The sequence below is a fragment of the Peribacillus frigoritolerans genome (assembly GCF_001636405.1).
In the GTDB taxonomy this organism is placed as follows: Bacteria; Bacillota; Bacilli; order Bacillales; family DSM-1321; genus Peribacillus; species Peribacillus frigoritolerans.
This window is the reverse complement of sequence record NZ_KV440950.1, coordinates 2,285,575-2,310,774: the sequence shown is the minus strand read 5'-3', so window position 1 is coordinate 2,310,774 and position 25,200 is coordinate 2,285,575. Positions and strand designations below refer to the sequence as shown.

The following is a 25,200-nucleotide window of genomic DNA, read 5'->3' as shown; positions in this document are numbered from 1 at the left end:
CTCCTCATTTATATCATTCACTTTTCTTTAACGGCCAAATGATAGGCAATCAATCCACCATGAAACCTGCCGTTCTCGATGAAGATTTCGTTCGCATTATTTCCGGCTGCCAGAACTCCTGCAATATAAAGACCTTTAACATTCGTTTCCATCGTTTCCTCGTTATATGCAGGCCTTCCAGTCTCCTTATCAATAGTTATGCCCATTGCAGCTAAAAAGGAATGGTCAGGATGGTAACCAGTCATTGCAAATACAAAATCATTTTTAATGACTTTTTCCTCATCACCTACATGATAAATCACGCTGTCTTCCGTTATCCTATCGACATTCGCATTAAATTCCATCTTGATCGTTCCATTGCGGACTAATGATTCGAATTCCGGAAGAATCCAAGGTTTGATACTTGGAGAGTAATCCGATCCTCTGTAAAGGACTGATACCCTTGCTCCTGATTTGACCAATTCCAAAGCTGCATCCACACTTGAGTTTTTGCCACCGATGACTGCAACATCACAATTATAGTAGGGATGGCCCTCCTTGAAGTAATGAAATACTTTAGGGAGCTGTTCGCCCGGTATGCACATATAGTTAGGATGGTCATAGTATCCGGTCGATATGATCACATGCAGAGCTGTATAGTCCCCTTTCGATGTCTTTACTAAAAACTTGCCATCTTCTCTTTTTTCCACTTTTTCCACTTTTTCGAATGTATTGACCCGCAATTCTTTCCTTCTGACTACCTCCCTATAATAGGCTAGCGCCTGATTGCGGACCGGTTTACGGTTTTCGATTATAAAAGCGACATCACCAATTTCCAGTTTTTCACTCGAACTGAAAAATGTTTGATGTGTCGGATAACGGTAAATGGAATCAACCACATTTCCTTTTTCAATGATCAGGGACTGTATTCCCACTTCTTTAAGAGCGATCGCAGCAGCCAATCCACACGGGCCCCCACCTATGATAATGACTTCTTCAACATTCATCTTTATTCTCCACTGCCTTTCCATCCACTATGTGATACGTTCGTCTAAAAATAAAAACTCCTATCAATACATGATAGGAGTTTTTACAATTCATTTCAATGATAAAGCAATGAACATGATGTTAACTATATATTAAAACCGATTTGAATCCTTTTAGATCCAACCACGGAAGCGAGAAGCTTCAGCCATTTTTCTAACGCCGATCATATAAGCCGCTAGGCGCATATCAACGCGTCTTGATTGAGCAAGTTCATAAATGTTATTAAAAGATTTCACAAGGATTTTTTCCAGCTTTTCGTCCACTTCTTCTTCAGACCAGTAATACCCTTGATTATTTTGTACCCATTCGAAGTAAGAAACAGTTACACCGCCAGCAGAAGCAAGCACATCAGGAACAAGAAGGATTCCGCGATCCGTCAGGATTTGTGTCGCTTCAATTGTTGTAGGTCCGTTAGCTGCCTCGACAACGATCGATGCTTTGATATCCGCAGCATTTTCTTCAGTGATTTGGTTTTCGATTGCAGCCGGAACTAAAATATCACATTCCAATTCAAGCAGTTCTTTATTTGAAATTGTGCTTTTAAACAATTTCGTTACGGTTCCGAAACTATCTCTCCGATCGAGAAGATAATCGATATCCAATCCCTCCGGATCATGGAGTGCACCATATGCATCTGAAATACCAATGACTTTAGCACCTGCGTCATGCATGAACTTAGCTAAGAAACTACCTGCGTTACCAAAACCTTGAATGACGACCCGTGCCCCTTTAATATCGATGCCGCGTTTTTTGGCAGCTTCATTGATACAGATCGTTACACCCTTAGCAGTGGCTGATTCACGGCCATGAGAACCACCAAGCACTAGCGGCTTACCCGTAATGAATCCTGGCGAGTTGAATTCATCCATACGGCTGTATTCATCCATCATCCAAGCCATGATTTGGGAATTTGTAAATACATCAGGTGCCGGGATATCCTTAGTCGGCCCCACGATTTGGCTAATTGCGCGAACGTAGCCCCGGCTCAGTCTTTCAAGCTCACGGAATGACATATTACGAGGATCACAAACGATACCGCCTTTACCCCCGCCGTATGGCAAATCTACGATGCCGCATTTCAAACTCATCCAAATGGATAATGCCTTCACTTCACGTTCCGTTACATTAGGGTGAAAACGGATACCGCCTTTTGTAGGCCCAACAGCATCGTTATGCTGCGCACGGTAACCCGTGAAAATTTTAACCGATCCATCATCCATGCGTACCGGTATCTTCACCGTCAATAAACGCAAAGGTTCCTTCAACAGCTCAAAAACTTCTTCCGGGTAACCCAGCTTATCCAAAGCTTTATGTATTACAGTTTGGGTTGACCTCAGTACGTCGTGTTTTTCTTCTTCATTTACATGGCTATTGCCTTTTGCCGATTCCATTAAAAGTACCTCCTAGAATATCTCATCCATATATAATATTATAATGTACAAATAGTCCTCTTCATGGCTAGTATACACCTTCGTTACATTTATGCAAGAGTAAAAACGGGAAATTAAAAGTTGGAAATATTCTAAAAATGAAAACGTTATCATATCAACTGCTTTCTTACTCTTTTACCGTATATCTTGTTCGGCCGAAAGTTGACATAAAAAAAGGCAAACCGCATTTTTTTACCGAAATGCGGCTGCCTTGTCTTCTTTGTTTTACATCAGCTAAAATGTTTGAGCAAAACATGTATCGCTTCATTTTCGATTATACATGTTCCATATTCATCGATGCGGCTGAGTGTCAATGTAGATGCATGACCATACTCAGCCGCTAGAGATATGACCGTGTCATATGTCGTGTCTTTAACATTTTCGATAAGTAAATAGTATCTACCCTCAAAATGATAAAGGGTACTTTTAAGCAAACCTTGAAAAGATAATCTATGAGATAATTGGACGATATCTTCAAAGTCATCGAAAACATAAAGAATATGGGGGAAATCATCAATTTTCACCTGTAAATCCAAAAATTCCTCTTCGTCTGCCAATAGTTCCTCTTCTTCCTTTGTCACAATGATTATCAACCCTTGTGCAGGCAAGGAGAAAATTTCGATTGCAATGGAGCCACTCATTTTAAAGCTGAGTTCTTCGCACGCTTCTTCGACCATATCCTGAAATAGCTTGTGGACCTTTAAGGAATTCCCTAAAATATCTTCTTTCGTTATGCCTCTATCAATTAAATCATCAAGGGTCAAAAAAATCTTGATTTTATTATTAGTTAATCGTTCCAGCTTCATAAAAAAATGCCCCCTGGTTACCATCTTCATACATCATATGAAGCCTTGGTCTTAGAGTGCATATCCATTATTTCTCCTAATAAGGCCGTCGCTAACCTTTAAGCCACTCCTCCCATTTCGATTGCGTGTCCCCCATTAAGACTCCGCTGAAGGCAGTTCGGTCTTCTTCAGAAATAAGGCTCAAAGCCGCACCGCCAAGACCCACCTTCAAATCCGGAAAATCCTTTATTAACGCTTCAACCAGCTTAAATGTTCCACCAAGATTCTCTTTCAGTGAACATGACATGAATAGGTAAGAGGGCTTAATGATGTTTAAAACGGTGAAAAGGTCCTTATCAGCAATGGATTCTCCTAAATAAATGGTTTCATACCCTTTCCGCTTCAAAAAAATGGTGAAGATCAATAGTCCAAATTCATGTTTTTCACCGGGAGCGCAAACGGTAAGGGCTTTCGGAAGAAAACCATTAGTCGGAATTGTATGCATAACCGAACTGATCCTGGATTTTATTATGTTCGACGAAAAGTGTTCATGAGCGGAAGTAATTTCTCCCCTTTCCCACTTATCCCCAATCTGAACCATTATTGAACCGAGTACATCCACTATGGTTTGTTCGATTGTATACATACTGAATGCTCGGCTTATCAGCATATGGGCTTTATTTTCATTGAAATTCAATAGAGCTTCGATTAATTCATCCGATAACTTAATCGCTTGTTCATCCTTACGGTTCGTTTCAGGAACTCCAGGCGCTAGGGTGCCTGTACTTTCGAGAAGTGAAACGGCTTGGCTTATTGTAAAACCTTGCTTTGTTTTAGTAATGAGCCACTTAAGGATTTGCAGATGTTTTTCAGTATACAGCCGGTGCCCCGATTCATTCCTTACAGGTTCGATAAATTTATAGCGCCTTTCCCAAGCCCTAAGGGTTCCCGACTGAATGTCCAGCAGCTTTGAAACTGCCTTTATATTATATTTACCTTCTTGCATGGTTTTACAAGGCCTCCAATAATTGTACGATCATTTGATGAAATTATAGTGGATTTTTCAAGGTCTGTAAAATCCCGGTATGCTCGCTTAAAAGCAGCCTAATAGGTTTTTTCCACAGCTTCGCCTATTTCGGTGTCTGTCCCCCTTTTCAGGGTGAAGAGGTGCGTTTCAGGCTTAGCTTCAAGCCTTAAAGGCACTGCGCTTGTCCCATAGCCATTACTCGTCATATATATACAGTCCCCCTCTTTTTTAACGCTTCCGATCTGATAGGGCCCGAATCCGAATATCCGAATCTGCCCGCCATGGGTGTGACCTGACAGGACAAGACTAATATGGTGTTCCGGAGTCAACTGTTTCTTGACCAATGGATTATGGCTCACCAAAATCCGGAAATCTTCATTCCCGCAATCCGACAGGGCAAGGTCAAGCCTATCACGTTCTTCCGATATATCATCAATGCCCAGAAGAGCGATTTTGCTGCCATTCTGAGACTCAAAAGAAACAGCTGTATTATCAAGGATCTTCACCCCATGTTTCAAAAGAGCCGCATCCAGTTCATGGAAGTCTCCTTCATAATCATTATTACCCCAAACAAAATAAAGGGGAGCAAGTTCTTTTAATTTCAATATATTTTTTTCCACACGTTCTAAGGGAACCCCTCTTTCCCTAATGTCACCGCCGATTATCACCAAATCTGCCTTGTCACGTGTTTCCTCAATCAATTTATCCGCAACGATACGCCGATGAAGATCGGATATAAAAAAAATCCGCACATCGCCAAAGCCTTCAGGAAAGTCTTTGAAATATAGGTCTTGAGAAATCACCCTATCTTGCATAGCCGTACGCCACATGTAAAAGATCATGGCAAATGACAGCAGGATGATGATTAAAAATAATCCAGATAACCATAACATCATCGTTAAACCTTCTTTCCATCCTTATCCAAACGTACTTTCATATAACCATAAAACGGTATTACCCGCAATTAAATATGATTTAACGCGATCATCATTTATTTTCATGATATAAGTTAATATCATAATTCTTCTTCATCATTTCAAAAACCTTATGGCGATTTTTCCATTCTTCCTCTTTTTCCCACAATTGCTTACTTTTATTAATGATTTCACAGCGTAGCAGTTGAAACTCCTTTTCAGCTTTATCTAGCTTTTTTTTAATTAAAACCATATATCCATATAGACCAATCGCTGCCGCCAAAAAAAGGAAATGGCTAAAATGGTCGACGAAAACACTAAACATACTGAAAAAGGAATAGGAATAAGGTACAACGATATAAAAATAAAGATAAATCATAAAAAGGACAGCAACAATCATGGTTGCCCATAAGCTTTGAAGGTGCTTCTTTTTAAGTGCCTCGAATTTTTTCTTCCGATCCACGACATTTTGCAGCATTTGTTTTGTTGCTTGATCCGTTTTCTCATCCAGTAAAATGATTGTCGATTCCATCGCATTTCCTCCTCTGCTCTTTCAAATCATGATATGAAAGAGTAGAGGAAAAAATGATAATGTACCTGTCACGATGGCCATCATACTTAACCAAGTTGAACAATATTAAAAATACCCTGCCTATAAAGACAGGGTCAGACTGGCGTTTTAGGTTTTTAAAATTTGAATGTTGATTTTCACTTCAGGCACTCGCTTTCCGCAGGCGTCTCGAACACCCGCCCCAATCAACTTTGTTTTAACATTAAGGTAGAACTCCTTTTGCCTAAAGTCTTTTTTGTTTTGAAATGGAAGGATTTAAAAACTTGATTTTTTCTAAAGGTGCCATCATTATTTCTTGATTGGAATTTTCAATACCTGACCTTTGGAAATTTCATTGCCATTCAGCCCATTCCACTCCCTGATCAGAGCAATCCCTTCCTGTGATTTGTAGTAATTCATGGAAATTCGAAATAATGTTTCTTCACCTTGAACAGTATGTAAGACAACTTTGTATCCCTCTTTATCCGGTTTAGCGGCTTGTACATTTTTCTTTTCTGCTGCTGCTTTCTTTGCCTTTTCCTCAGCTTCTTGCTGTGCTTTGGCCTTTTCCTCTGCTTCTTGCTGCGCTTTGGCCTTTTCCTCTGCTTCTTGCTGCGCCTTGGCTTTAGCCTCAGCTTCTCGCTGCACTTTAGCCTTTTCCTCTGCTTCTTGCTGTGCCTTGGCTTTTTCCTTAGCTTCCTGCTGCGCTTTGGCTTTAGCCTTAGCCTCAGCTTCTTCTTTTTCTTTCTCCGCTTCAGCCTTTGCCGACTCTTTTTCCTTTATGTCCTCTGCCGTTGCTGTAGTTGGAATCGATTCTTTATCTTCCTCTTTTAAGACGACTTGGTCACTTTTAGTAACAGGTAAAGGCCTATCCTGAAAATATGTATAAAGGCTGTAAAATCCAATTGGAAGCAAAATGAAAAATAACGCTAATAATTGTATCATTGGAAGTTTAATCTTCACTTTACTTTTTTTCTTTTTATTCTGGTGGACTTTGCTCCGTTTGGGCAATGATGACTTAGCCTTCTGGCGTTCAATTCGCGAACGAAGTTCACCAGCCTGATCATTTTCTTTTTCATTCTTTTGCACCCGGCTCATTCAAGTCACCCCCTTTCTTGCTAAACCCTCTTTGCTTTTTGTTCCTGATTAAAATACCAAGGATAAAGTCAATCAAAAAGTGGGCCGTTATCGTCACGATGATATTATTAGTTATTTCAAATAGAAACCCGATAAAGAAGCTCAAAACCAATACATTTAAAAATAAAAACCAATTAAAAAGGTAACGATAATGAACGGCTGCAAAAATGAGGCTCGTAAGAAGCAAACCAAAATGTGTTTGCAACACTCCACGGAATAATACTTCTTCACTTATCGCTACCACCAAAGCTACGACAAATATCATCGGGTATGACAAATTACTGAAAATGCGTTCGTTAATACCGCCATCATCCTGATAGGAAGATGGTGTCACTTTCATAAGCAATATGTCAATTAACACGACAATGACTCCAGAAGGAACACCAATCAGCAAAATGTTCAGGTCATTAAAGATAAATAAGTCGAAAAAAGCAGAACGGTCTTTAAATAAAATAATACCTAAAAAGATGGCTAACGTTAAGAGAATAATTTGTGTAAGAAACAAATTATATAGCAACTGTCTATCTGTAAGTTGTTTAATTAATTCAGCTTGCTTATTTTTCATTGCCATTTTCCTTCTTTAGTAAGATATAAGCCAATTCCTTTTTCCAAGTTGAAAAGGAATTAGCCGGATCCACCTTTACTTCCGGCCATACATCAGCCATTTTTTCGGCATCCATCCCACAGATATCACAGCAGATGGGGTTCGCTTCCCGATGCTTTTCTCCAAAATAGTCCAGTATCCCTGAACGGCGACATTTCTGTGCATATATCCAGTGAAGGAATTTATGCAGCTTTTCTTGATTACTGGTTTTCCTCTTTTGACAATACTCTTTCATCTCTGCCACTTGATCCTGGTTATTGCCCATAATAAACTGGGTAAAAAAACGGAGCTGGATTTCGTTCAACGAAAAGGATTGCGACAGCTGCTCTTTTTCTGAGGGGGTCAAACTAGCCAGATTCTTTTGTGATTCATTAAGGAAAGAACATACACCATCGATTTGCGAATCCGTAGGCAACTGTTGCTCCATCAAATGAAGGGGAAGCCCTTCATCCCCTTCGCTATATAATAAGACAGCCACACTTTGTTTCCGGTCTCGCCCCGCCCTGCCAATCTCCTGAAGATATGCTTCCATCGTGGACGGGATATGATAATGGATAACATATCTGACATCCGATTTATTCACACCCATTCCAAAAGCACTTGTTGCGCATATGATTTTCAACTGGCCGGAAATGAATTGCTGCTGAATGAGCATCCTTTGTTCCTGCTCCATTCCACCGTGATAATAATTGACACTATCGATCCCGTTATCCTGTAAAAACCCAGCGACTGATTCCGCCACTTTTTTAGAGGAAAAATAAATAATTCCGCTTCCGGTAAATTTCCTGACAAGCTCCAGCACACGGGCTAGCTTCTCATCGTAGCTGAACATTCGCTCGATAATAATGGCAATATTCTCACGATCAACGGATGAGACCATTTCCTCGGTCTGCCCAATGTTAAGTTTAACAACGATGTCCCTCCGGACCTCATCGGTTGCAGTTGCCGTCAGGGCAAGCGTCAACGGATTATTCAGTTCACGCCTCACTTCTCCTAAATTCAAATAATCTGGACGGAAATCGTACCCCCATTGTGAAATGCAGTGTGCTTCGTCTATGACGAACAAACCTATTTCTATGGATTTCAAGGATTTTATCACACCATCGATGCTCAGCATTTCAGGAGATAAAAAGATAAATCGATAACTATGTAACCTATCGAAAGCTTTCCTTTTTTGATTAAGCGTCAAAAAAGAGTTGAGGGTCAATACACTTTTTTCGCCGCTCATCTTCAGCTGATCCGCTTGATCCTGCATTAAAGATAATAACGGGGAGACAATTATGACAGTCTTATTTACCAGATAAGCCGGCAGCTGATAACATAATGATTTACCTGACCCGGTTGGGAGCATCGCTAATGTATGACGGCCGGACATCAATGATTCAACCACTTCCTTCTGTCCAGGACGGAATTCATCAAAACCGAATTTTTCTTTGAGGACTCGTTCCATGTTCATCATCTCTCACCTATTTTCGCAAGTACAAGTCTTATTTGGAAAAAGCTTATTTGTTTATTATCGACCATCTGCTTGATAGCTTTAAGCTTTTTTGTACCAAGTTCCTCAATCGCTTCAGCAATTTCCCTCTCATCCTCGATCGTCACATAATCGGAAATCGGAAAATCTTTTTCCGATAAAACAATTTCTACGAGGTGATCTTCGATGGTGTTGACTTTCAATCTGCGGATTTCAGCTATTTCACCGAGGTTTTTCCCTTCCTGGATGTATCGTAAAGTAGTCTTTGTAGATTGTGTCAAATGAGGATTACCACTTCTTTTCCAATCATTGGTTAATGAGGATAAGAGAGGGTAATCACCACCCGTTTCCATTTCTGCAAGCATTTGATGCAATGAGTCAAGGAATGTATAGCGAACATACTCTTCTTCCGCATTTTTCCTTTTTGCAATCTGTTCAAACGTAAGACCAATCCTGTTTATCCCGGTCAATTTCAAAATGAAAATGTCTCGTTTCATATCACTTTGATTTTCTAAAAGGGATACCAGTTCATCATATAGATGTTGGGCAATCAACGCTCGATCCTGACGGTTGGCATGTAAAAATTCCTTTACGAAGAATTGGATTTTGGGATTTCGTTGTATCGGATAAAAACGTCTTTCATTGTGGACAATATGGGATATGGTTTGAATAAGTAAGTTTAACCTTCCCCAGAAAACAGGGGTGATATTGTGATACTTCCAACCATTTAAATACTCCGGAAAAGGATTATTTTTAAAGTAATCGTCCAACATTCGTTCACCTTGCAAACTAATTTCATATGCATCCGTTTTATCCGTTAAATTAATTAAGCCATGCTTAAGTGAATGTTCAATGTTTTTATTTAATTGCTGACGGGTAAATCGAGGTATTGTCCCAAAAATATCCGTTAACCCGAATAAGTGGGCATCTTGGATGGTTTGTGACGATTTCTTACCCTGCAGCATATGGTATATAGCATAAATGGAGCGCTCACCTTGAAATTTTTTTATCGCATATAGAATGATGGCCTGTAGATAATTATTCATGGGACTCACATCCTTGTTTCATTTAACCAATAAACCCATTGTAACAAAAATCTGCAAAAACCGCCGTTATTATTGATGAATACAACGGAAATTATGTGACTAAATGACGAAACATGGAAAGGTCCAAGTCAATTATTTCGATGTTTTTCGTTGACATTCAGCTACATGATAGTTATTATCAATACAATTTCTATTGAAAAGTTTGGCATTCGGTCTTACAATAAGAAAGAGATAATAATCTGAAATAAAAAGATTATCAGTTGTTAATCAACTTAGGAGGGGTTATATTCATGGCAAAATTTACTATTGTGGATAAAGAAACATGCATAGCTTGTGGAGCTTGCGGAGCAGCGGCACCAGATATATATGATTATGATGACGAAGGGATTGCATTTGTTACCCTTGACGATAACGAGGGTATCGTTGAAATTCCAGATGTACTTATAGACGACATGATGGATGCATTTGAAGGATGCCCAACGGATTCCATCAAAGTTGCTGACGAGGCATTTGACGGAGATGCACTAAAATTCGAATAAAGGTACAAGCCATTTTCAATCGAGAATGGCTTTTTCTTTTGGCCAATGTCGCATTACATCTTCCCTACCAAAAAACAGGCATGAAAAAACAACCGGATATGGATATCCGGTTGTTTTTTCATATCTATCGTCAATGCCATTAAGCATTTTTATATAATGTTTGCTTATTGATCCAGGTCTGTAATTTAATGAACAGCAACATGAATACAGATGTGATGAGCACGCCTTTAATAACGTTGAAAGGCAGGATTGCCGTCGTAACGAACTTTCTAGACTCGGGCGCCGACATGGCATCCCATCCCATAAAGAAGGTATAAGCCGGTAAAAAGACAAAATAGTTCAATACGCTCATGAATACTGCCATGGAAACTGTTCCCGCAAGTAAGGCGAACGTCATTCCTTTTTTTGAATTGATTTTCTGAAATACATAATAAGTTGGCAAGACAAAAAGTATTCCGGCTATAAAGTTAGCGATATGCCCTACAGGCACAGCAGTCAAGGTCCCTGTCATGACTAAATCCAATAGGTTTTTAATGAACTCGACTAGAATTCCAGCCATCGGACCGAAAATCAATGCCGCCATCAGTGCTGGTATGTCGCTAAAATCAACATTGAGAAAAGGCGGGAATCCCGGAAACGGGAAATTTAAAAGCATCAATAAATACGAAATGCTTCCCATCATGGCAAGTGAGACCATTTTTTTCACTTTGTTCTTTTTCATAGTTCTCTCTCCTTCTTTTCCGATCTACCTGAAAAAGAGGTTAGGATTCCAAAATATGTTGATGTTCAATAAAAAACCTTTAATTCCAATGGAATTAAAGGGATAAATTAAAGGTTACATCAAACAAACGTTCAGCAAATAACTGTTGAAACGCACTAAGGAACCTCCATCTTCTCCCATCCAGACTATACTGTCGGCTTTGGAATCACACCAAATCCTGCCTTGTAAGGCTCGCGGGCTTAGAAGTAGAAATTCCTTCATCACCGCCGGTGGGGAATTGCGCCCCGCCCCGAAGATAGACCTATAAAATTTTTTATACTTCCCATTATATCTGAAATGCCTTTTTTTTGATAGCATTTTTTCTCATTTAATGCATGTAGGATGAATATCGATTGTCGCAGTGAACGGCTTAAAACAAATGGCGGATTTACAATATGACAATTCGAAAATTTTTCGCAAAAGGAGACAAAGCCATTTATATCGCCACATTAAACGGATGATCAGAAGAAAAACATTTGTTTAAGCGCTTTCATTCAGATATGCCAAATTGACATTATCAGCATTTCAATTGTAAAATTAACTGAAATTTAAGATAATTTTTCCCTTAGGAAGGTGTTTAGACGTGTATCGGATTTTAGTAGCAGACGCCATTAAACCAGAAGGACTCGGACCGCTTTCAGAGGCATCCAATATTCAGCTCATTCAGAAGACCGTAGAGGAAGCTGCAAACGAACTTGATCAGATCGATGCAATTCTTGTGAGAAGTGCAACGAAGGTTTCGGAAGATTTAATGAACCGTATGCCGCAGTTGAAAATTATAGCACGCGCTGGTGTCGGTGTTGATAACATAGACATCCCCGCAGCGACAAAACGCGGGATTGTCGTGGTTAATGCACCTGACGGTAACACCATTTCAACAGCTGAACATACATTCGCGATGATGGCTTCATTAATGCGCCACATCCCGCAAGCTTATGCTTCATTGAAAAATGGGGATTGGAAACGTTCTTCATATACGGGAACTGAACTTCGTGGAAAAACATTAGGCATAGTTGGCTTTGGACGCATCGGAGGGGAAATTGCCAAACGTGCTAAAGTGTTTGGCATGGATGTCATTGTCTATGACCCGTTCCTGACTGTAGATCGTGCAAAGAAAATGTCCGTAACGGCCCTGCCATTGGATGAATTGCTTCCTAAAGCAGACATCATTACTGTTCATACACCACTAACGAATGAAACTAGAGGATTAATTAATAAAGAAAAACTGCTTACCTGTAAAAAAGGGGTTTATGTACTGAACTGCGCCCGTGGTGGAATTCTAGACGAAGATGATTTATATGAAATGTTAGTTCAAGGGCATGTTGCAGGGGCGGCACTGGACGTTTTCGTCGAAGAACCTCCACTTGGCCATAAACTGCTGGAACTGGACAGCGTCATTGCTACACCGCATCTAGGCGCTTCCACGAAAGAAGCCCAATTGAATGTCGCCGTACAGGTTGCCCAAGAAGTTTTGACCTATTTCGAAGGAAATCCAGTCTCAAGTTCAATCAACCTTCCAGCCATATCTAAAGAAGTGTTTGAAAAGGTACAGCCATTCCATCAACTTGTTCAGCAAATGGGATCGATTGCTTCCCAGTGCATGAATGAAGGAATTCAGGAAATCTCCGTTACATATGCAGGAGAATCTTTGGATTTCGACACCGCGATTCTTACAAAAAGTTTAATCTCCGGCTTTTTAAGATCAAGAGTCGATGCATCAGTCAATGAAGTGAATGCCTTGTTGATCGCAAAAGAGCGTGGCATAACCATTGGTGAAAAAATCTCTACGGACTCTTTAGGGTACTCGAATTTGATCAGCCTTAAAGTAAAAGGTGACAACCGAGAATTAACAATAAGTGGGACCTATATCGAAAATTACGGTTCTCGAATTGTAAGTTTGAATGGTTTCAAAATCGACTTTCACCCAGAATCGAATTTACTTTATATCCAGCATACCGATAAACCCGGTGTAATCGGTAACGTAGGTAAGGTCCTGGGTGATCACGGAGTGAATATCGCCACCATGCAGGTTGGCCGAAAAGAAGCTGGCGGTGAAGCCATCATGGTTTTGAGCTTCGATTTACCATTAGAAGACAACATGAAACAGTTTTTAATGGAAACAGAAGAAATTACGTTCTTGGCCCGTATTTCATTATAAGAAGAAAAAAGTGCCCGCAGCGCGGGCACTTTTTTTCTGTTAATGCATTCAATTCACTTGGTTCGGTGCTTCGGGCACCATTATGTCTTCCGTTAAATTCAGCTTTCCCACCTCTTCAATAGGAGCATTTTCAAACTTCACTTTTTCAAAACCAAAATCCTTAGCTATGAAGAGTATGGCTTCTAAAGCTTGAAGTGTTTCCTGACTATTTTCAATAACGGCTTGATCTGATAGGTGAATGGTCACAAGATCTCCATTAGAGCTTATCCTTTCCCATTTCAGGCCATGTGGGATTGCAGGTGAAATTCCCTCGATGTCCGCCTCCCCTTTTCCGGCTTGAAGCGCCTCCTCAAAGTCCCGATAACCCATATTGCTTGGAACAAGGAAACTTGGAGAGGACTCATCCCTTTGATAAAGAAGGTATGTGCGTTTTTTTTGATGAGGTATATCCACCTCCTTTAAATATCCCGCATGCGCAAACCTGGCACCTTGCTTACCTTCTGTGGAAAATGTCATTTTCTCTATATTGTTATAGGAAAGCGTTTCTTCCATCGAATGGAGAAAAAGTGTATCTTCAGCCAACAGTTGGCTTTTTTCTGGAAAATCGATATGTGCAGTGTTTATATCGTTTCCTTGGCTAATCTTTATATCAAGCGGAAAATAGTCAGATAGCCCATATTGCGCTTCATCAATATCGGACATTTGATTAACTAACTGATTCAGTGTATCACTTTCATCATGATGTTTAAGTTTAATTGAAATGGGAACGATGAAATTCATTTGATCATCCGGGACACCCATCGTAATGATCGAGGCATTTTTAAGGTCATCCTGGTAGATCGCTTGTTCAAATGTCTTTTCCTTTTCCCCTTTTCGCGGTTCCATTTCTGAAAACTTGTCTTTGGATTCGATTTTCGCTTGGTTACTCGAAAACTCTTGAGCTTCCTGTTTATCTTCAGAGGGCTTTTCTTGGTTACTTGAATCCTTCCGTTCAAGATCTGCCATTTCCTTACTTTCAGATAGAGATAATTTCCCACTGCTGCCGCTGTCTTCTCGACTTGTCGTTCCTTTTTTTTCAATAATGAACGATGATGCCAAAACAACCATTAAGAATAAGGAGGCAACACCCGCGAATAGAGGTATCCAGTGTTTCTTCTTCTTTTTCTTTTTATTATGTATTCTCGCATACACCTCTGCCTTGGTCCGGTCATCTTTTAATGTGGGAAGCTCGCGCAGCATGTCTTCAATTTCGCTTTCTTTCCAACGGGATCTCCTCAATGCGGTGGCCCTCCTTTCCTGATAAATCTTCCATCAACTTTTTAATGGCCTTCAAAGCTCGGTGCTGGGTCGTTTTTACCTTACTTTCACTCCAATTCAATACTTCAGAAGTTTCCGTAATGGACAACCCCTGAATATATCGTAAAATGATCACGGATCTTTGATTCGTGGTACACCGGTTTAAACATAGGTAAATATCTTGGATTTCATCGTTCTTGATAGCCACTTCCTCGGGAATGGGCTCTTCATCTTTTAGCAATTGCCTATCCCAATCAAAATTAGGAAAGATTTTGTCTTTCCAACCTTTTTGTTTCCGAAAGTGATCAATCGTCACATTTCTGGCAATCGAATACATCCACGTTTTTTCACTGCTTTTTCCTTCGAAGCGTTCATAGGCCTTCATCACCCGGATATAGACCTCCTGAACAAGATCTTCGGCGGTTTCTCGATTTTTAGTCATATAGAAAATGAATTGATATATTTCCTGATGATATTTTTCATAAAGATCGTGGAAAACGGAATCCATCATTTCCCCACATCCGTTCATAAATATAGTCGTCAATCCTAAACAAAAGTTACATACTTCGGCTTTAATCTTATTATAAAATTCCGTTAATTTCCACATATCAGGTACTTCTTATTTTGTTTCCTAAAAAAACAAAGACAAGTTGGAAAGAAATCCAATTGCCTTTGTCTTCGCAGTTCTTTATGAAACAAGATTATCTGGCGATCTACCTGTCATTCATTCAGCGTTTTCCATAATTCGAGGCAAAATGATACTGAATGTCGTCCCTTTATTAGGTAAACTGTTTACCGAAATGTAGCCATCATGGGCATTGATTATATTTTTTACGATTGCCAAACCCAATCCGGTACCCGAACGGCCGCGGGTCCTTGCTTTATCCGCTTTATAAAACCTCTCGAATACAAAAGGCAGATCTTCTTCGGGAATTCCAGATCCAGAGTCCTTCACATCAATGATCAGTCCCCTTCGATCACTTGTCCTCTGAATGACATCAATGTTACCGCCTGGGGGAGTATGACGAATCGCATTATCAATTAAATTGGTCAAAACCTGTTCAATACGGTCCGGATCGAAATGCCATTGAATCTGATTGTCTTGCAGGCTGGCTGATATAGTAATCCCTTTTTCTTTAGCCAGCCCAGAAAACTTACTTGTAATCCTCTTTAAATATGGAGAAACGGGTACACATTCATAGCTAAGATTCATTTTACCCGATTCCAATTTAGCTAGATCGAGTAGATCATTGACCAAACGTCCCATTCTCAAAGATTCATCATAGATGATGCGGGCCATTTCCACCTTTTCCTCTTCACTGCCCGCAATGTCATCTACAATCGCTTCACTATATCCTTGCAACATTGAAATCGGGGTCCTTAACTCATGGGAGACATTCGCTATGAAATCAGTCCTGAGTTTGTCCATACGTCTTTCATCACTCATATCCCTTATGATGGCCACCGCTCCCCGAATATTGTCGCCATTTGTATATAGCGGACTGACAATCAATCCCCAATTACGGCCCTGCAAGGTAATTTCACCGACTTGTTCCTTATCGAAGGACTCAGATTCATCAAAAAGATTCATCAAAACCAAAGGGACATTCACATTATCTTCCCGGTTATAGCCCTTTTCAAAATACCAGGATTGGAGAAACCTTTCCGCTGGCGGATTCGTTTCAAGAATTGTGCCGTCTTTATTGAAGGTGATGACCCCATCTGCCATACTGCTAAGAATGCTGGAGAGATGTTCCTTTTCCTGACTAAGTGCATTCATATTGAATTTCAGCTGCTTTCTCATCTGATTAAACGCTATGGCCAGCTCACCGATTTCATCTTGAGTCAGTATTGGAACCTTTGTATCAAATTTCCCCCGGGCAATCGCTAGGGCTGCTTCCCTCATCTTCACCAATGGAGCATTGATTCTTGTAGATAAAAAGAAAGCAAAAATCGTTGTCAAAATAATGGCGATGCCCGCTGCCAATAAAATGAACTGTGTAGTGGATTTTGTGGTTTCTTCCATGGACTCCAACGATTGAAATAGGAACACTTCATCCTGTTCCCCATTCAATTCAAGCGGAATGCCTACCACGATTGCGGATAAGCCCTCGTTTCCCGCATCATCCGATAGCGCCATTTCCTTTTTTACAGTCTTTCTTTCCGTAAAAACCTTGAGCAATTCGGGGTCATTTTTAATGAGTTCCGGCGTGATTTCAAACTCATTATCTCCACCGATGGATGAGAATACCATTTTGTCATCATTAAGAATGATCATTTTCGTTTCATTGCCTATTAATTCCGAAGCTATTTGTAATACCTCATTGCTGGATCCCTGATGTTCATTGGTCACCTTAATGATTTGTTCAGCCGTTTTGGTTAAATCATTTTCAATATTTTCAATTTGGAAATTCTCAAAGAATTCGACTAGCAGAACGGTTAAAACAATTAATACAAACGACACGAGCAATAAAATCGTTGCCCATAGCTTCCCTACAACACTGCCCCATAGCATCAGTCATTAATGACTTCGAACTTGTAACCTACACCCCAAACGGTCACAATCATCTTGGCTGCGTTTTCGGATATGCGGTTTAATTTTTCACGCAAGCGTTTAACATGCGTGTCTACAGTTCGAAGATCTCCAAAGAATTCATAGTGCCATACTTCTTTTAACAATTGCTCCCGGTCAAAAACCTTATCTGGGGATTTCGCCAAGAAATATAACAATTCATATTCTTTCGGTGTTAATGAAACCTCTTTGTTATCAGCAAGTACACGGTGGGCATCATTATCTATTGTTAGATGTGAGAAGACGATCACATCTTTTGCCGTCGTTTCCGTCTGCATGTAACCTGTGCTTGAAGAGCGACGCAATAAAGCTTTAACCCTTAACACGACTTCACGGGGACTGAACGGCTTTACGATATAATCATCGGTCCCCACTTCGAATCCTTGAACACGGTTCACTTCTTCCCCTTTAGCCGTCAGCATGATAATTGGAGTCGTTTTCTTTTCCCTTAATTCACGGCAAACTTCGATTCCATCTTTCCCAGGCATCATAATATCCAATAAAATTAAATCATAATCATTTTCCAGGGCTTTTGTTAAAGCCATATCTCCATTTTCAGCTTCATCGATTATGTATTCTTCCCTTTCCAAATACATCTTCAGCAGCCGGCGGATTCTTTCCTCATCATCCACCACGAGAATTTTAATAGCGTTATACATTATGTAATCAGCCTCCTATGATATATTCTACAAAATGAATACTTCCATGACTAATACTTTTTCCTTACATCGTACGATAAAGAGCCGATTTCACAAGGCTTCCATGAACCTTTCACCATTTTGTCACAAAAAAGACTCCGACCGCCCATCAAGAATGGATAATTGCTATTTCACGAAATATTCCCATTGAATGGGATTGACAGAAAAAGGGATCATTCTCTAGAAAAATCGATAAGCCAACTCTCGACGTTTCTATCAAAAGACCCCCTTCATCTAACCATTACAATACAGAATCAAGCATATGAATGCAAACCAGCAATAACAAGATTGACGAAAATCAGGTTAAACATGATGATGGCAAAACCGATGACGGCAAGCCAAGCCGATTTTTCCCCTTGCCACCCCTTTGACATCCGCAGATGCAAGAAAGCCGCATAAAACAACCAAGTAACCAATGCCCAGACCTCTTTCGGATCCCAGCCCCAGAATCGTGTCCAGGCCACTTGGGCCCAGATCATTGCAAAAATGAGGGCACCGAGTGTAAAAATCGGAAAACCGATAAGGACCGAACGATAACTAATCTCGTCCAATAAATTCAAATTCACATTTTTAACGATCGGTTTAATCAAAGCTGCCACTCTTTTGCGAGCAATCAACCTTATTAAACCATACAGGACGAGTCCCATGCCGAATGACCAAAGAACAGTATTCAGTTTCTTGGCATTGATCAGTGCAGGCATGTCCACCAGCGGTTCAAATCGATACGTCTCGATGAGTTTCCCTTCATTGGGACCTACCAATGCCGGCAGGTTGAATTCCTGTTTGACTTCGGCACCTTTTTTATCGACCCAATCAAAATTCGCCTTATAATCCATGGCAGCAAAAGAAGAAGTGATGATGACGAAACCGATGGTGCAGACTAATGTGAACATGATGACTTCAAGCCAGAACGTTCTTTTGCTTGATTGTGTCTGATCAACGAACTTGATTAAATAAATGATGGCAGTAACGAAACTTATGGCAAGGATTGACTGTCCTGCCGCTGCAGTCGTTACATGAATATGGAGCCAATCACTCTGCAAAGCAGGGATGAGTGGCGAAATTTCTGTAGGGAACATACTTGCATAAGCGATTATCAATAATGCTATCGGTAAAGCGAATAGCCCAAGTGCAGGTGTTTTATAAAGAAAATAAATTAATATGAAAGCACCGACCAGCATCATTCCGAAAAAGGTCGTAAATTCAAACAGGTTACTTACTGGGGCATGGCCGGCAGCAATCCATCTAGTGATGAAATACCCAATTTGCGCCGCGAACCCGATAATGGTGACGAAAATGCCCAGTTTTGCCCATTTGTTTTGTTTCTTTTCCTCCGCACCGCGTTTATCCTTGATCGATCCCCCGAATAAAAAGGTAGCGATCAGATATAAAATGAAAGCTGCATATAAAAGGTTACTGCTTAATTCAGCCATTTAAAACTTCCCCCTTACTAGAAGATTTCTCCTCTTCAAGTTGATCCATTGGTTCGGAAAGTGATGTTGATTCTATCGCTTGTTTTATATCTCTTTTAATGCCGTGCCAGTTTTTGTTTGTATGGCCGGCCAAAAGTATCTCATCATCTTTCCTCTTGATCCATATACGCCGGTGATTCCAATAAGACCCTTGGACAACGCCGATCATGAAGATGATTCCACCCGTGAATAAGATCCAAAGCGTTAAATCCTTCCTGACGGTCAAAGCCGTGACATCTTGGGTTTCCACACCATTAAAAGCCATTTTATAAGTGTTTTCCCCTAAAGGCTCCACAGTCTCCTTAATCGCTACGAAACTGACTTCACCCTCTGGCTTATCCGGAGTATGCATCTTAAAGATAAATGCTGGATTATTCGGAATCTTCGATATCGTTCTAGGTTCGCCTTTTTCATCGAACTCGAAATCAGGGAAGTAACTGATCAAGTCAACGGAATATCCTTCTTTCAACTCGTATTTCTTTTGAGGGTTGTTCAAATCAACCTTTAAGCTTCCATATTTCTCTTCGGTTTTTTTATTTATCAAATTAAAAGCCATCGTACTGAGCTCATCCAATTTATAGTCTACTTGGTAGAGGGCATAATGATCATGTTTCAGAGGTTCATTGACTTTGATTTTATAATCTTTAAGCTTATCAAGGTCCACTTTTTCCCCTGGTAAGGTTTCTCCCTTGCGCTCATAGAGCGTAACATCGGATTGATATGTTTTTGCGATCGTACCGGTTTTATCAATTGCAGCACTGTACTGCTTATCTTCTTCACTCTCTTTGTCATACACCTCTAAGGTAAATTCATTATTCTGAAGATAGTATTGACCATTTGTACCCGGGATTTCTTTTCTCTCGCCTTCACGCAGCCAAAGTACTTTGTCGATATACATCCCAGGGACGGAACGCAATAATGCTCCAATTAAGAAAATGATAAGTCCAATATGATTGACATAGGGTCCCCAACGTGAAAAACGACCTTTTTCGGCAAGTATATGACCGTTTTCCTCTCGTATATGATAACGCTGCCTTTTTAGTCTATCCTTTACTTCTTCAAGGTTTATATCTTGTTCTTCAAGCTTTGTCACCCCATAAATCCGCTGACGTTTCATGAAACCGTCATGACGTGTGACCCCTTGCTTTTTTAACGATCGATATAACGGAAAGAACCGGTCGATACTGGCAATCAATAGTGATATGCCCAGCATTCCTATGATAATCAAATACCACCATGAACTATACAAGTTATGAAACCCGAGTTCATAATACACCCTTCCGAACCAGCCATATTCCAGTTCATAATGCTCTGCAGGCGTCGCGGTTGAAGGGATGTACATTTCCTGGGGTAAAATCGTCCCGATAGCTGAAGCGATCAAAGCAATGACAATGAGCGTCACCCCGACCTTAACGGAAGAAAAGAAATTCCATATTTTATCGATGATCGTTTTTTTATATGTTTGTGAACGCCTGGCACTTCCTTCATATCTCATATCAATAAGCTGGTTCTCTTTTTCGTTACCAAGCACCATTCCGCATTTCCCGCATATCTTTGTGCCAAACGGATTTACATGACCACAATCGCATTTTACTTCTTTCATGTCAAAAACTCCCCAATATTATGGTTTAATTCTCTCCATATGCTTTTGGATGCTCTCTTCTGTCAAAGCTCCGGTGATGATATCTATCACTTTCCCCTCTTTATCAACCAAAAAGGAGACAGGCAATATATCCACGCGGTAAGCATTTTCCACTTCCCTACCTTTATCGATCATGACAGGAAATGTAAGGTCATGCTTTGTAATGAAATTATTGACAGCATAGTCAGATTCCCCGACGTTAACGGCCAATATCTCAACGCCCTGGTCTTTAAAGTTTTTATATTGATTTTCCATATAAGGCATTTCATATTCACACGGCTTGCAATATGTACCCCAAAAATTCAGGAAGACGCCTTTTCCCTTGTAATCTGAAAGTTTATGCTCTTTACCTTCCATATCAGTCAAGACGAAATTGGGTGCTTCGGATCCTTTTCTCAGGCTTTCATTCTTATCTTTAGTGAAGTTCGTATAAAGGGCAAACACTAAAGCTGCACCTAAAAGCAGGAGAATGATGGTTCTGCTAATGAGGCGTCGCTTCTTTTTATCCATAGAGATCCTCCTAAGGCCACACTAAATTTAACCATACCATTATACCATTTAACGCCATGTCCTTTATATTTACATTTCTGAAGGTTTTGTGACATTCTTTCCCGATTCATGAAGGAAAAGGTATTTACAGGTTGTTTTCCACCACCCATTTCTTCCAGGGGAAGAATGGGGTAGTGGTTTCAACCTATCAATACGGGAAAAATACTAGCTTACATTCTCCGCTGTTTAGGCTCGGTCGTTGCTAAAGTCCGCATTAATTTAACTTCATGTGGAGTCAGCTCCCGGGAATCCCCTGCAGTTAAACCATCCAAGGTCAAGAAACCATATTGCTCCCTCTTCAATTTAATGACGGGATGGCCAATTGCTTCGAACATCCGGCGGACTTGCCTATTCCTGCCTTCATGTATTGTGATTTCAACTATGGCCGTTTCCTTTTTCTTGTCGGTAGACAATACCCTTGTCTTGGCCGGAGCAGTCTTGCCATCCTCCAACTTGATTCCCTTATCCAGCTTTTTCAAGCTTTCACGCAAAGGCATCCCTTTCACTTTTGCCACATACACTTTATCCACTTCATGCTTCGGATGCATTAATGTGTTTGCAAATTCCCCGTCATTGGTTAAAATCAACAAGCCCGAAGTATCGTAATCCAAGCGGCCAACTGGATAAATTCGTTCATTGATGTAAGGGAAAAAGTCCGTTACGACTTTTCTGTTCTTATCATCAGAAACGGCCGAAATGACGCCGCGCGGTTTATAGAATAGGAAATAAACCGGAGCTTCTTTTTCAAGCGGGACTTCATTAACCTCAACCTTATCATTAGGCCCCACTTTCACACCTAATTCCTTCACTACTTTGCCGTTCACTTTTACCTTACCTTCTAAAATCAACTCTTCTGCTTTACGGCGGGAAGCCAGTCCAGCATGTGCTATCACCTTTTGTAATCGTTCCATCTATCTTCACCCCATAGTATAATCATTCGTTTGTTATTGTCTATACATACACAATCATACAATTATTACATATTGAGAGGCAAAAACAAAAGGTTTTTCGCGATTAAGAGCTTTTCTTTTATTATTACACCAATAATGGGACGGTTAAATGGGTTGGTTTCCATAATGAGTGTAACATAGCTTATTTTTCCATACAAAAAAATGTTTCTTTTGATGAAAGTTTGAATACACCTTAATAATGGAGGGCTGCTTTTAAGAAAAAAGACAAAAAAAAAGAAATGGAATCGTCCATTTCCCTACATTTTAATTCATTCCGAAAACCAGTGTGACGACAATAACGGCAGCTATGATTCCGATCAAGTCTGCCAAAAGGCCGACCTTAAGGGCATCACCCATTTTTTTGATTCCGACGGCTCCAAAATAAACGGTCAATACATAGAAGGTGGTATCCGTACTCCCCTGAATCGTGGCAGCCAAGCGGCCAACAAAGGAATCCGGTCCATAAACCGATATCAGGTCGCTGGTGATTCCTAAAGCTGCTGTTCCGGATATTGGTCTAATAATCGCGAGGGGTAAAACCTCAGATGGAAAATGAAGAAGGGAAAGCAAGGGATTTAGTGATTGTACAATGAAATCCAAGGCCCCTGATGCCCTAAATACCGAAATTGCCACAAGCATCCCCACCAGGAAAGGGATGAGGGAAAAGGACATGTTGATTCCTTCTTTCCCCCCCTCAACGAAGGTCTCATAGGTGGGAACTCTTTTCAATGTGCCATACAGTAATATTCCGAGGATCAAAACAGGTATCATCCAAATTGAAATGGTAGTCATCCAGTGCAACATCCTATTCCCTCCCGCTCCTCTTTCTCCTGTAATAAAAATATCGATCTATCGCGATTCCTCCAACCGCAGAAATGGCCGTTGCTATTATGGTCGGAAATACGATGTCCGTCGGGGAGTGGGCATCGTAGTTCATGCGGATCGCAATGACAGTAGTTGGAATCAACGTTACGCTTGAGGTATTGATTGCTAAAAAAGTGACCATCGAACGGCTGACCGTTGCTTTTCCTCCATTTAGTTTCTTAAGCTGTTCCATGGCTTTTATACCAAGAGGCGTAGCTGCATTCCCCAACCCGAATGTGTTTGCCATCATATTGGAAAGTATATACCCCATAGCGGGATGATTAGGAGGCACTTCAGGGAATAGCCATCTCATGAACGGCTTGAACAAGTTGGATAGTTTATCTAACAGCCCCGATTCCTCCGCTATTTTCATCAAACCCAGCCAAAAGACAAGTATGCTCATCAGTCCCAGGCAAAGGGTGACCGCTTCCTTTGCGCTGACAAATAGAGCTTCATTCACCTGATCCATCGTTCCATTAACCATGCCAAAGACGATACCGATCACGAACATCCCGACCCAAATGTAATTAACCATTGCGTCCGATTCCCAATACCGCTTCAAATACTTCAGCCCATGAAGATTGGAATGATTGTTGCTTGAAGCTTTCTTTTGCTTCCCCATAAAAAATTGACCGAGTTCCTATTTTCTTCCCATCAAGATAGATGGATGCTCTGCCGACAACCTCCGGGATTTTCCTTTTATCATCCCAAGCCTTCTGGGGCTTCAACAATTTCATTTTCACTTTGACCAATTCTCTCTCTTCGTTTGTCAGTGGGTATGAAAAATCATTTTTAATATAGACATGTCCTTTATATATTTTATTTTCCATGTTTTCCACCATGCCTGCGGGTAAAATTTCTGTTGGCTTATAATCCTTAAAGGCGGATTCGTACATGTGAATATGATCATTCCAATCATCCGGACCATTCAATGTCACAGCAATCAGGTCATGCTCGTTTTTTGTTGCCGTCGTGACCAAGGTACGTTTTGCTAGTTTCGTATACCCTGTTTTCCCCCCTGTGCAATACTCATATAATTGTGTAAGTAGGCGATTTTTGTTCTTCCATACATAATCCCATTGTTCTGTGGAATTAGGTGCCCTGTGTTCCTTTGTGCCGGCAATCTTCGCATACGTTTCATTTTGCATGGCATAACGAGTGAGAATGGCCATATCATAGGCGGTTGAATAATGGTTCTTCGTATTATCCAAACCATGTGGATTTGAAAAGTGGGTATTTTTCATCCCTATTTCTTCAGCCTTTTGATTCATCATCCAGACGAATCCATCCAGGCTTCCGCCAACCTTTTCGCTGATTGCCACTGCTGCATCATTACCTGAACGAAGCATCAAGCCATATACCAAATCTTCGAGCTTAATTTTTTCTCCTACTTTTAAGTAAAGGGAAGATCCCTCCGTCCCGAAGGCATTGCTGCTCACCTTCACTGTCTCATCCATCTGTCCCGATTCAATAGCCAAGATGGCCGTCATTATTTTCGTAATGCTTGCTATGCGATTCTTTTCATGAGCATTCACTTCATAAATGACCCTTCCGCTATCCTCATCCATTAAAATCGCGCTATGGGCACTTACGGATACATTTGCATTGGCGCTTTGTACAGGTGCCATGAAAGACAACAGGAGAATGACGATACACATACTCGATAACCCTTTATATAGAAAACGCATGAGTGCCCCCTCGTCTCTT

24 protein-coding genes and 1 riboswitch are annotated in these 25,200 nt (G+C 40.6%); of the genes, 2 read left to right on the top strand and 22 right to left on the bottom strand.

The features are described from left to right. Window positions 1-17 precede the first annotated feature (17 nt). The 10 genes from A6755_RS11290 to A6755_RS11245 form a co-directional block, all read right to left on the bottom strand. Window positions 18-986 (bottom strand): YpdA family putative bacillithiol disulfide reductase, encoded by a 969-nt coding sequence (locus A6755_RS11290; RefSeq protein ID WP_034308062.1) that lies wholly within the window; start codon window positions 984-986, stop codon window positions 18-20. Window positions 987-1,139: 153 nt separating this feature from the next. Further along, complete coding sequence (locus tag A6755_RS11285) at window positions 1,140-2,417, bottom strand: Glu/Leu/Phe/Val family dehydrogenase (RefSeq protein WP_048681753.1); 1,278 nt, start codon at window positions 2,415-2,417, stop codon at window positions 1,140-1,142. 269 nt (window positions 2,418-2,686) lie between these two features. Continuing rightward, window positions 2,687-3,262, bottom strand: coding sequence for a genetic competence negative regulator (locus A6755_RS11280; protein ID WP_063590690.1), 576 nt, complete (start codon window positions 3,260-3,262; stop codon window positions 2,687-2,689). Window positions 3,263-3,353: 91 nt separating this feature from the next. After that, window positions 3,354-4,247 (bottom strand): MerR family transcriptional regulator, encoded by an 894-nt coding sequence (locus tag A6755_RS11275; RefSeq protein WP_063590689.1) that lies wholly within the window; start codon window positions 4,245-4,247, stop codon window positions 3,354-3,356. A 98-nt stretch (window positions 4,248-4,345) separates the two neighbouring features. Next, window positions 4,346-5,161, bottom strand: coding sequence for a metallophosphoesterase (locus tag A6755_RS11270; RefSeq protein ID WP_063592512.1), 816 nt, complete (start codon window positions 5,159-5,161; stop codon window positions 4,346-4,348). 94 nt (window positions 5,162-5,255) lie between these two features. After that, on the bottom strand, window positions 5,256-5,714 hold the full coding sequence (locus A6755_RS11265; protein WP_034308074.1) for a YpbF family protein: 459 nt from the start codon (window positions 5,712-5,714) through the stop codon (window positions 5,256-5,258). A 327-nt stretch (window positions 5,715-6,041) separates the two neighbouring features. Then, the gene (locus tag A6755_RS11260) at window positions 6,042-6,830 is read right to left on the bottom strand and encodes a LysM peptidoglycan-binding domain-containing protein (RefSeq protein WP_034308077.1); all 789 of its coding nucleotides are present in this window, start codon (window positions 6,828-6,830) and stop codon (window positions 6,042-6,044) included. Next, window positions 6,808-7,434, bottom strand: coding sequence for a CPBP family intramembrane glutamic endopeptidase (locus A6755_RS11255; RefSeq protein ID WP_063590688.1), 627 nt, complete (start codon window positions 7,432-7,434; stop codon window positions 6,808-6,810). The genes A6755_RS11260 and A6755_RS11255 overlap by 23 nt, the downstream gene beginning before the upstream one ends. Then, window positions 7,424-8,929 carry a RecQ family ATP-dependent DNA helicase gene (locus tag A6755_RS11250; RefSeq protein ID WP_063590687.1) on the bottom strand — a complete coding sequence of 502 codons (1,506 nt, stop codon included), beginning with the start codon at window positions 8,927-8,929 and terminating at the stop codon, window positions 7,424-7,426. Before A6755_RS11250 ends, A6755_RS11255 begins: the two co-directional genes overlap by 11 nt. Further along, window positions 8,929-9,993 (bottom strand): YpbB family protein, encoded by a 1,065-nt coding sequence (locus A6755_RS11245; RefSeq protein WP_063590686.1) that lies wholly within the window; start codon window positions 9,991-9,993, stop codon window positions 8,929-8,931. The genes A6755_RS11250 and A6755_RS11245 overlap by 1 nt, the downstream gene beginning before the upstream one ends. A 290-nt stretch (window positions 9,994-10,283) precedes the next feature. On the opposite strand from A6755_RS11245, the gene A6755_RS11240 reads away from it, so the two are divergent. Then, the gene (locus A6755_RS11240) at window positions 10,284-10,532 is read left to right on the top strand and encodes a ferredoxin (RefSeq protein WP_034308087.1); all 249 of its coding nucleotides are present in this window, start codon (window positions 10,284-10,286) and stop codon (window positions 10,530-10,532) included. A 139-nt stretch (window positions 10,533-10,671) separates the two neighbouring features. Here the strand turns inward: A6755_RS11240 and A6755_RS11235 are convergent, their stop codons facing one another. Then, window positions 10,672-11,253 carry an ECF transporter S component gene (locus A6755_RS11235; protein WP_034308089.1) on the bottom strand — a complete coding sequence of 194 codons (582 nt, stop codon included), beginning with the start codon at window positions 11,251-11,253 and terminating at the stop codon, window positions 10,672-10,674. A 164-nt stretch (window positions 11,254-11,417) separates the two neighbouring features. Then, window positions 11,418-11,554, bottom strand: a riboswitch (FMN riboswitch). Between the two features lie 321 nt (window positions 11,555-11,875). Here A6755_RS11235 and serA point away from each other — a divergent pair. After that, window positions 11,876-13,450: a phosphoglycerate dehydrogenase gene (gene serA / locus A6755_RS11230; RefSeq protein WP_063590685.1), complete on the top strand. Its 1,575-nt coding sequence runs from the start codon at window positions 11,876-11,878 to the stop codon at window positions 13,448-13,450. A gap of 48 nt (window positions 13,451-13,498) precedes the next feature. On the opposite strand, the gene A6755_RS11225 is transcribed toward serA, so the two are convergent. The 11 genes from A6755_RS11225 to A6755_RS11175 form a co-directional block, all read right to left on the bottom strand. Then, window positions 13,499-14,728, bottom strand: coding sequence for a rhoptry family protein (locus A6755_RS11225; RefSeq protein WP_063590684.1), 1,230 nt, complete (start codon window positions 14,726-14,728; stop codon window positions 13,499-13,501). Continuing rightward, window positions 14,694-15,254, bottom strand: a complete 561-nt coding sequence (gene sigX / locus A6755_RS11220; RefSeq protein ID WP_034311299.1) for an RNA polymerase sigma factor SigX — start codon at window positions 15,252-15,254, stop codon at window positions 14,694-14,696. The genes A6755_RS11225 and sigX overlap by 35 nt, the downstream gene beginning before the upstream one ends. 216 nt (window positions 15,255-15,470) lie before the next feature. Further along, the gene (locus A6755_RS11215; RefSeq protein ID WP_063590683.1) at window positions 15,471-17,264 is read right to left on the bottom strand and encodes an ATP-binding protein; all 1,794 of its coding nucleotides are present in this window, start codon (window positions 17,262-17,264) and stop codon (window positions 15,471-15,473) included. Then, window positions 17,261-17,977 (bottom strand): response regulator, encoded by a 717-nt coding sequence (locus A6755_RS11210; RefSeq protein WP_034308096.1) that lies wholly within the window; start codon window positions 17,975-17,977, stop codon window positions 17,261-17,263. The genes A6755_RS11215 and A6755_RS11210 overlap by 4 nt, the downstream gene beginning before the upstream one ends. Window positions 17,978-18,270: 293 nt before the next feature. Next, the gene (gene ccsB, locus A6755_RS11205) at window positions 18,271-19,449 is read right to left on the bottom strand and encodes a c-type cytochrome biogenesis protein CcsB (protein ID WP_063590682.1); all 1,179 of its coding nucleotides are present in this window, start codon (window positions 19,447-19,449) and stop codon (window positions 18,271-18,273) included. Beyond that, window positions 19,442-21,091 carry a cytochrome c biogenesis protein ResB gene (resB, locus tag A6755_RS11200; RefSeq protein WP_063590681.1) on the bottom strand — a complete coding sequence of 550 codons (1,650 nt, stop codon included), beginning with the start codon at window positions 21,089-21,091 and terminating at the stop codon, window positions 19,442-19,444. The genes ccsB and resB overlap by 8 nt, the downstream gene beginning before the upstream one ends. Before the next feature lie 18 nt (window positions 21,092-21,109). After that, on the bottom strand, window positions 21,110-21,640 hold the full coding sequence (gene resA / locus A6755_RS11195; protein WP_053535624.1) for a thiol-disulfide oxidoreductase ResA: 531 nt from the start codon (window positions 21,638-21,640) through the stop codon (window positions 21,110-21,112). A 209-nt stretch (window positions 21,641-21,849) separates the two neighbouring features. Beyond that, window positions 21,850-22,590 (bottom strand): 23S rRNA pseudouridine(2605) synthase RluB, encoded by a 741-nt coding sequence (gene rluB / locus A6755_RS11190; protein ID WP_034308106.1) that lies wholly within the window; start codon window positions 22,588-22,590, stop codon window positions 21,850-21,852. A gap of 303 nt (window positions 22,591-22,893) precedes the next feature. Then, window positions 22,894-23,421, bottom strand: a complete 528-nt coding sequence (locus A6755_RS11185; RefSeq protein ID WP_376708005.1) for a spore maturation protein — start codon at window positions 23,419-23,421, stop codon at window positions 22,894-22,896. Between the two features lie 13 nt (window positions 23,422-23,434). Then, window positions 23,435-24,028: a nucleoside recognition domain-containing protein gene (locus tag A6755_RS11180; protein ID WP_034308110.1), complete on the bottom strand. Its 594-nt coding sequence runs from the start codon at window positions 24,026-24,028 to the stop codon at window positions 23,435-23,437. Then, a complete protein-coding gene (locus A6755_RS11175; protein ID WP_034308112.1) occupies window positions 24,021-25,181 on the bottom strand; it encodes a D-alanyl-D-alanine carboxypeptidase family protein in 1,161 nt (386 codons plus the stop codon). Before A6755_RS11175 ends, A6755_RS11180 begins: the two co-directional genes overlap by 8 nt. Between the last annotated feature and the right edge of the window lie 19 nt (window positions 25,182-25,200).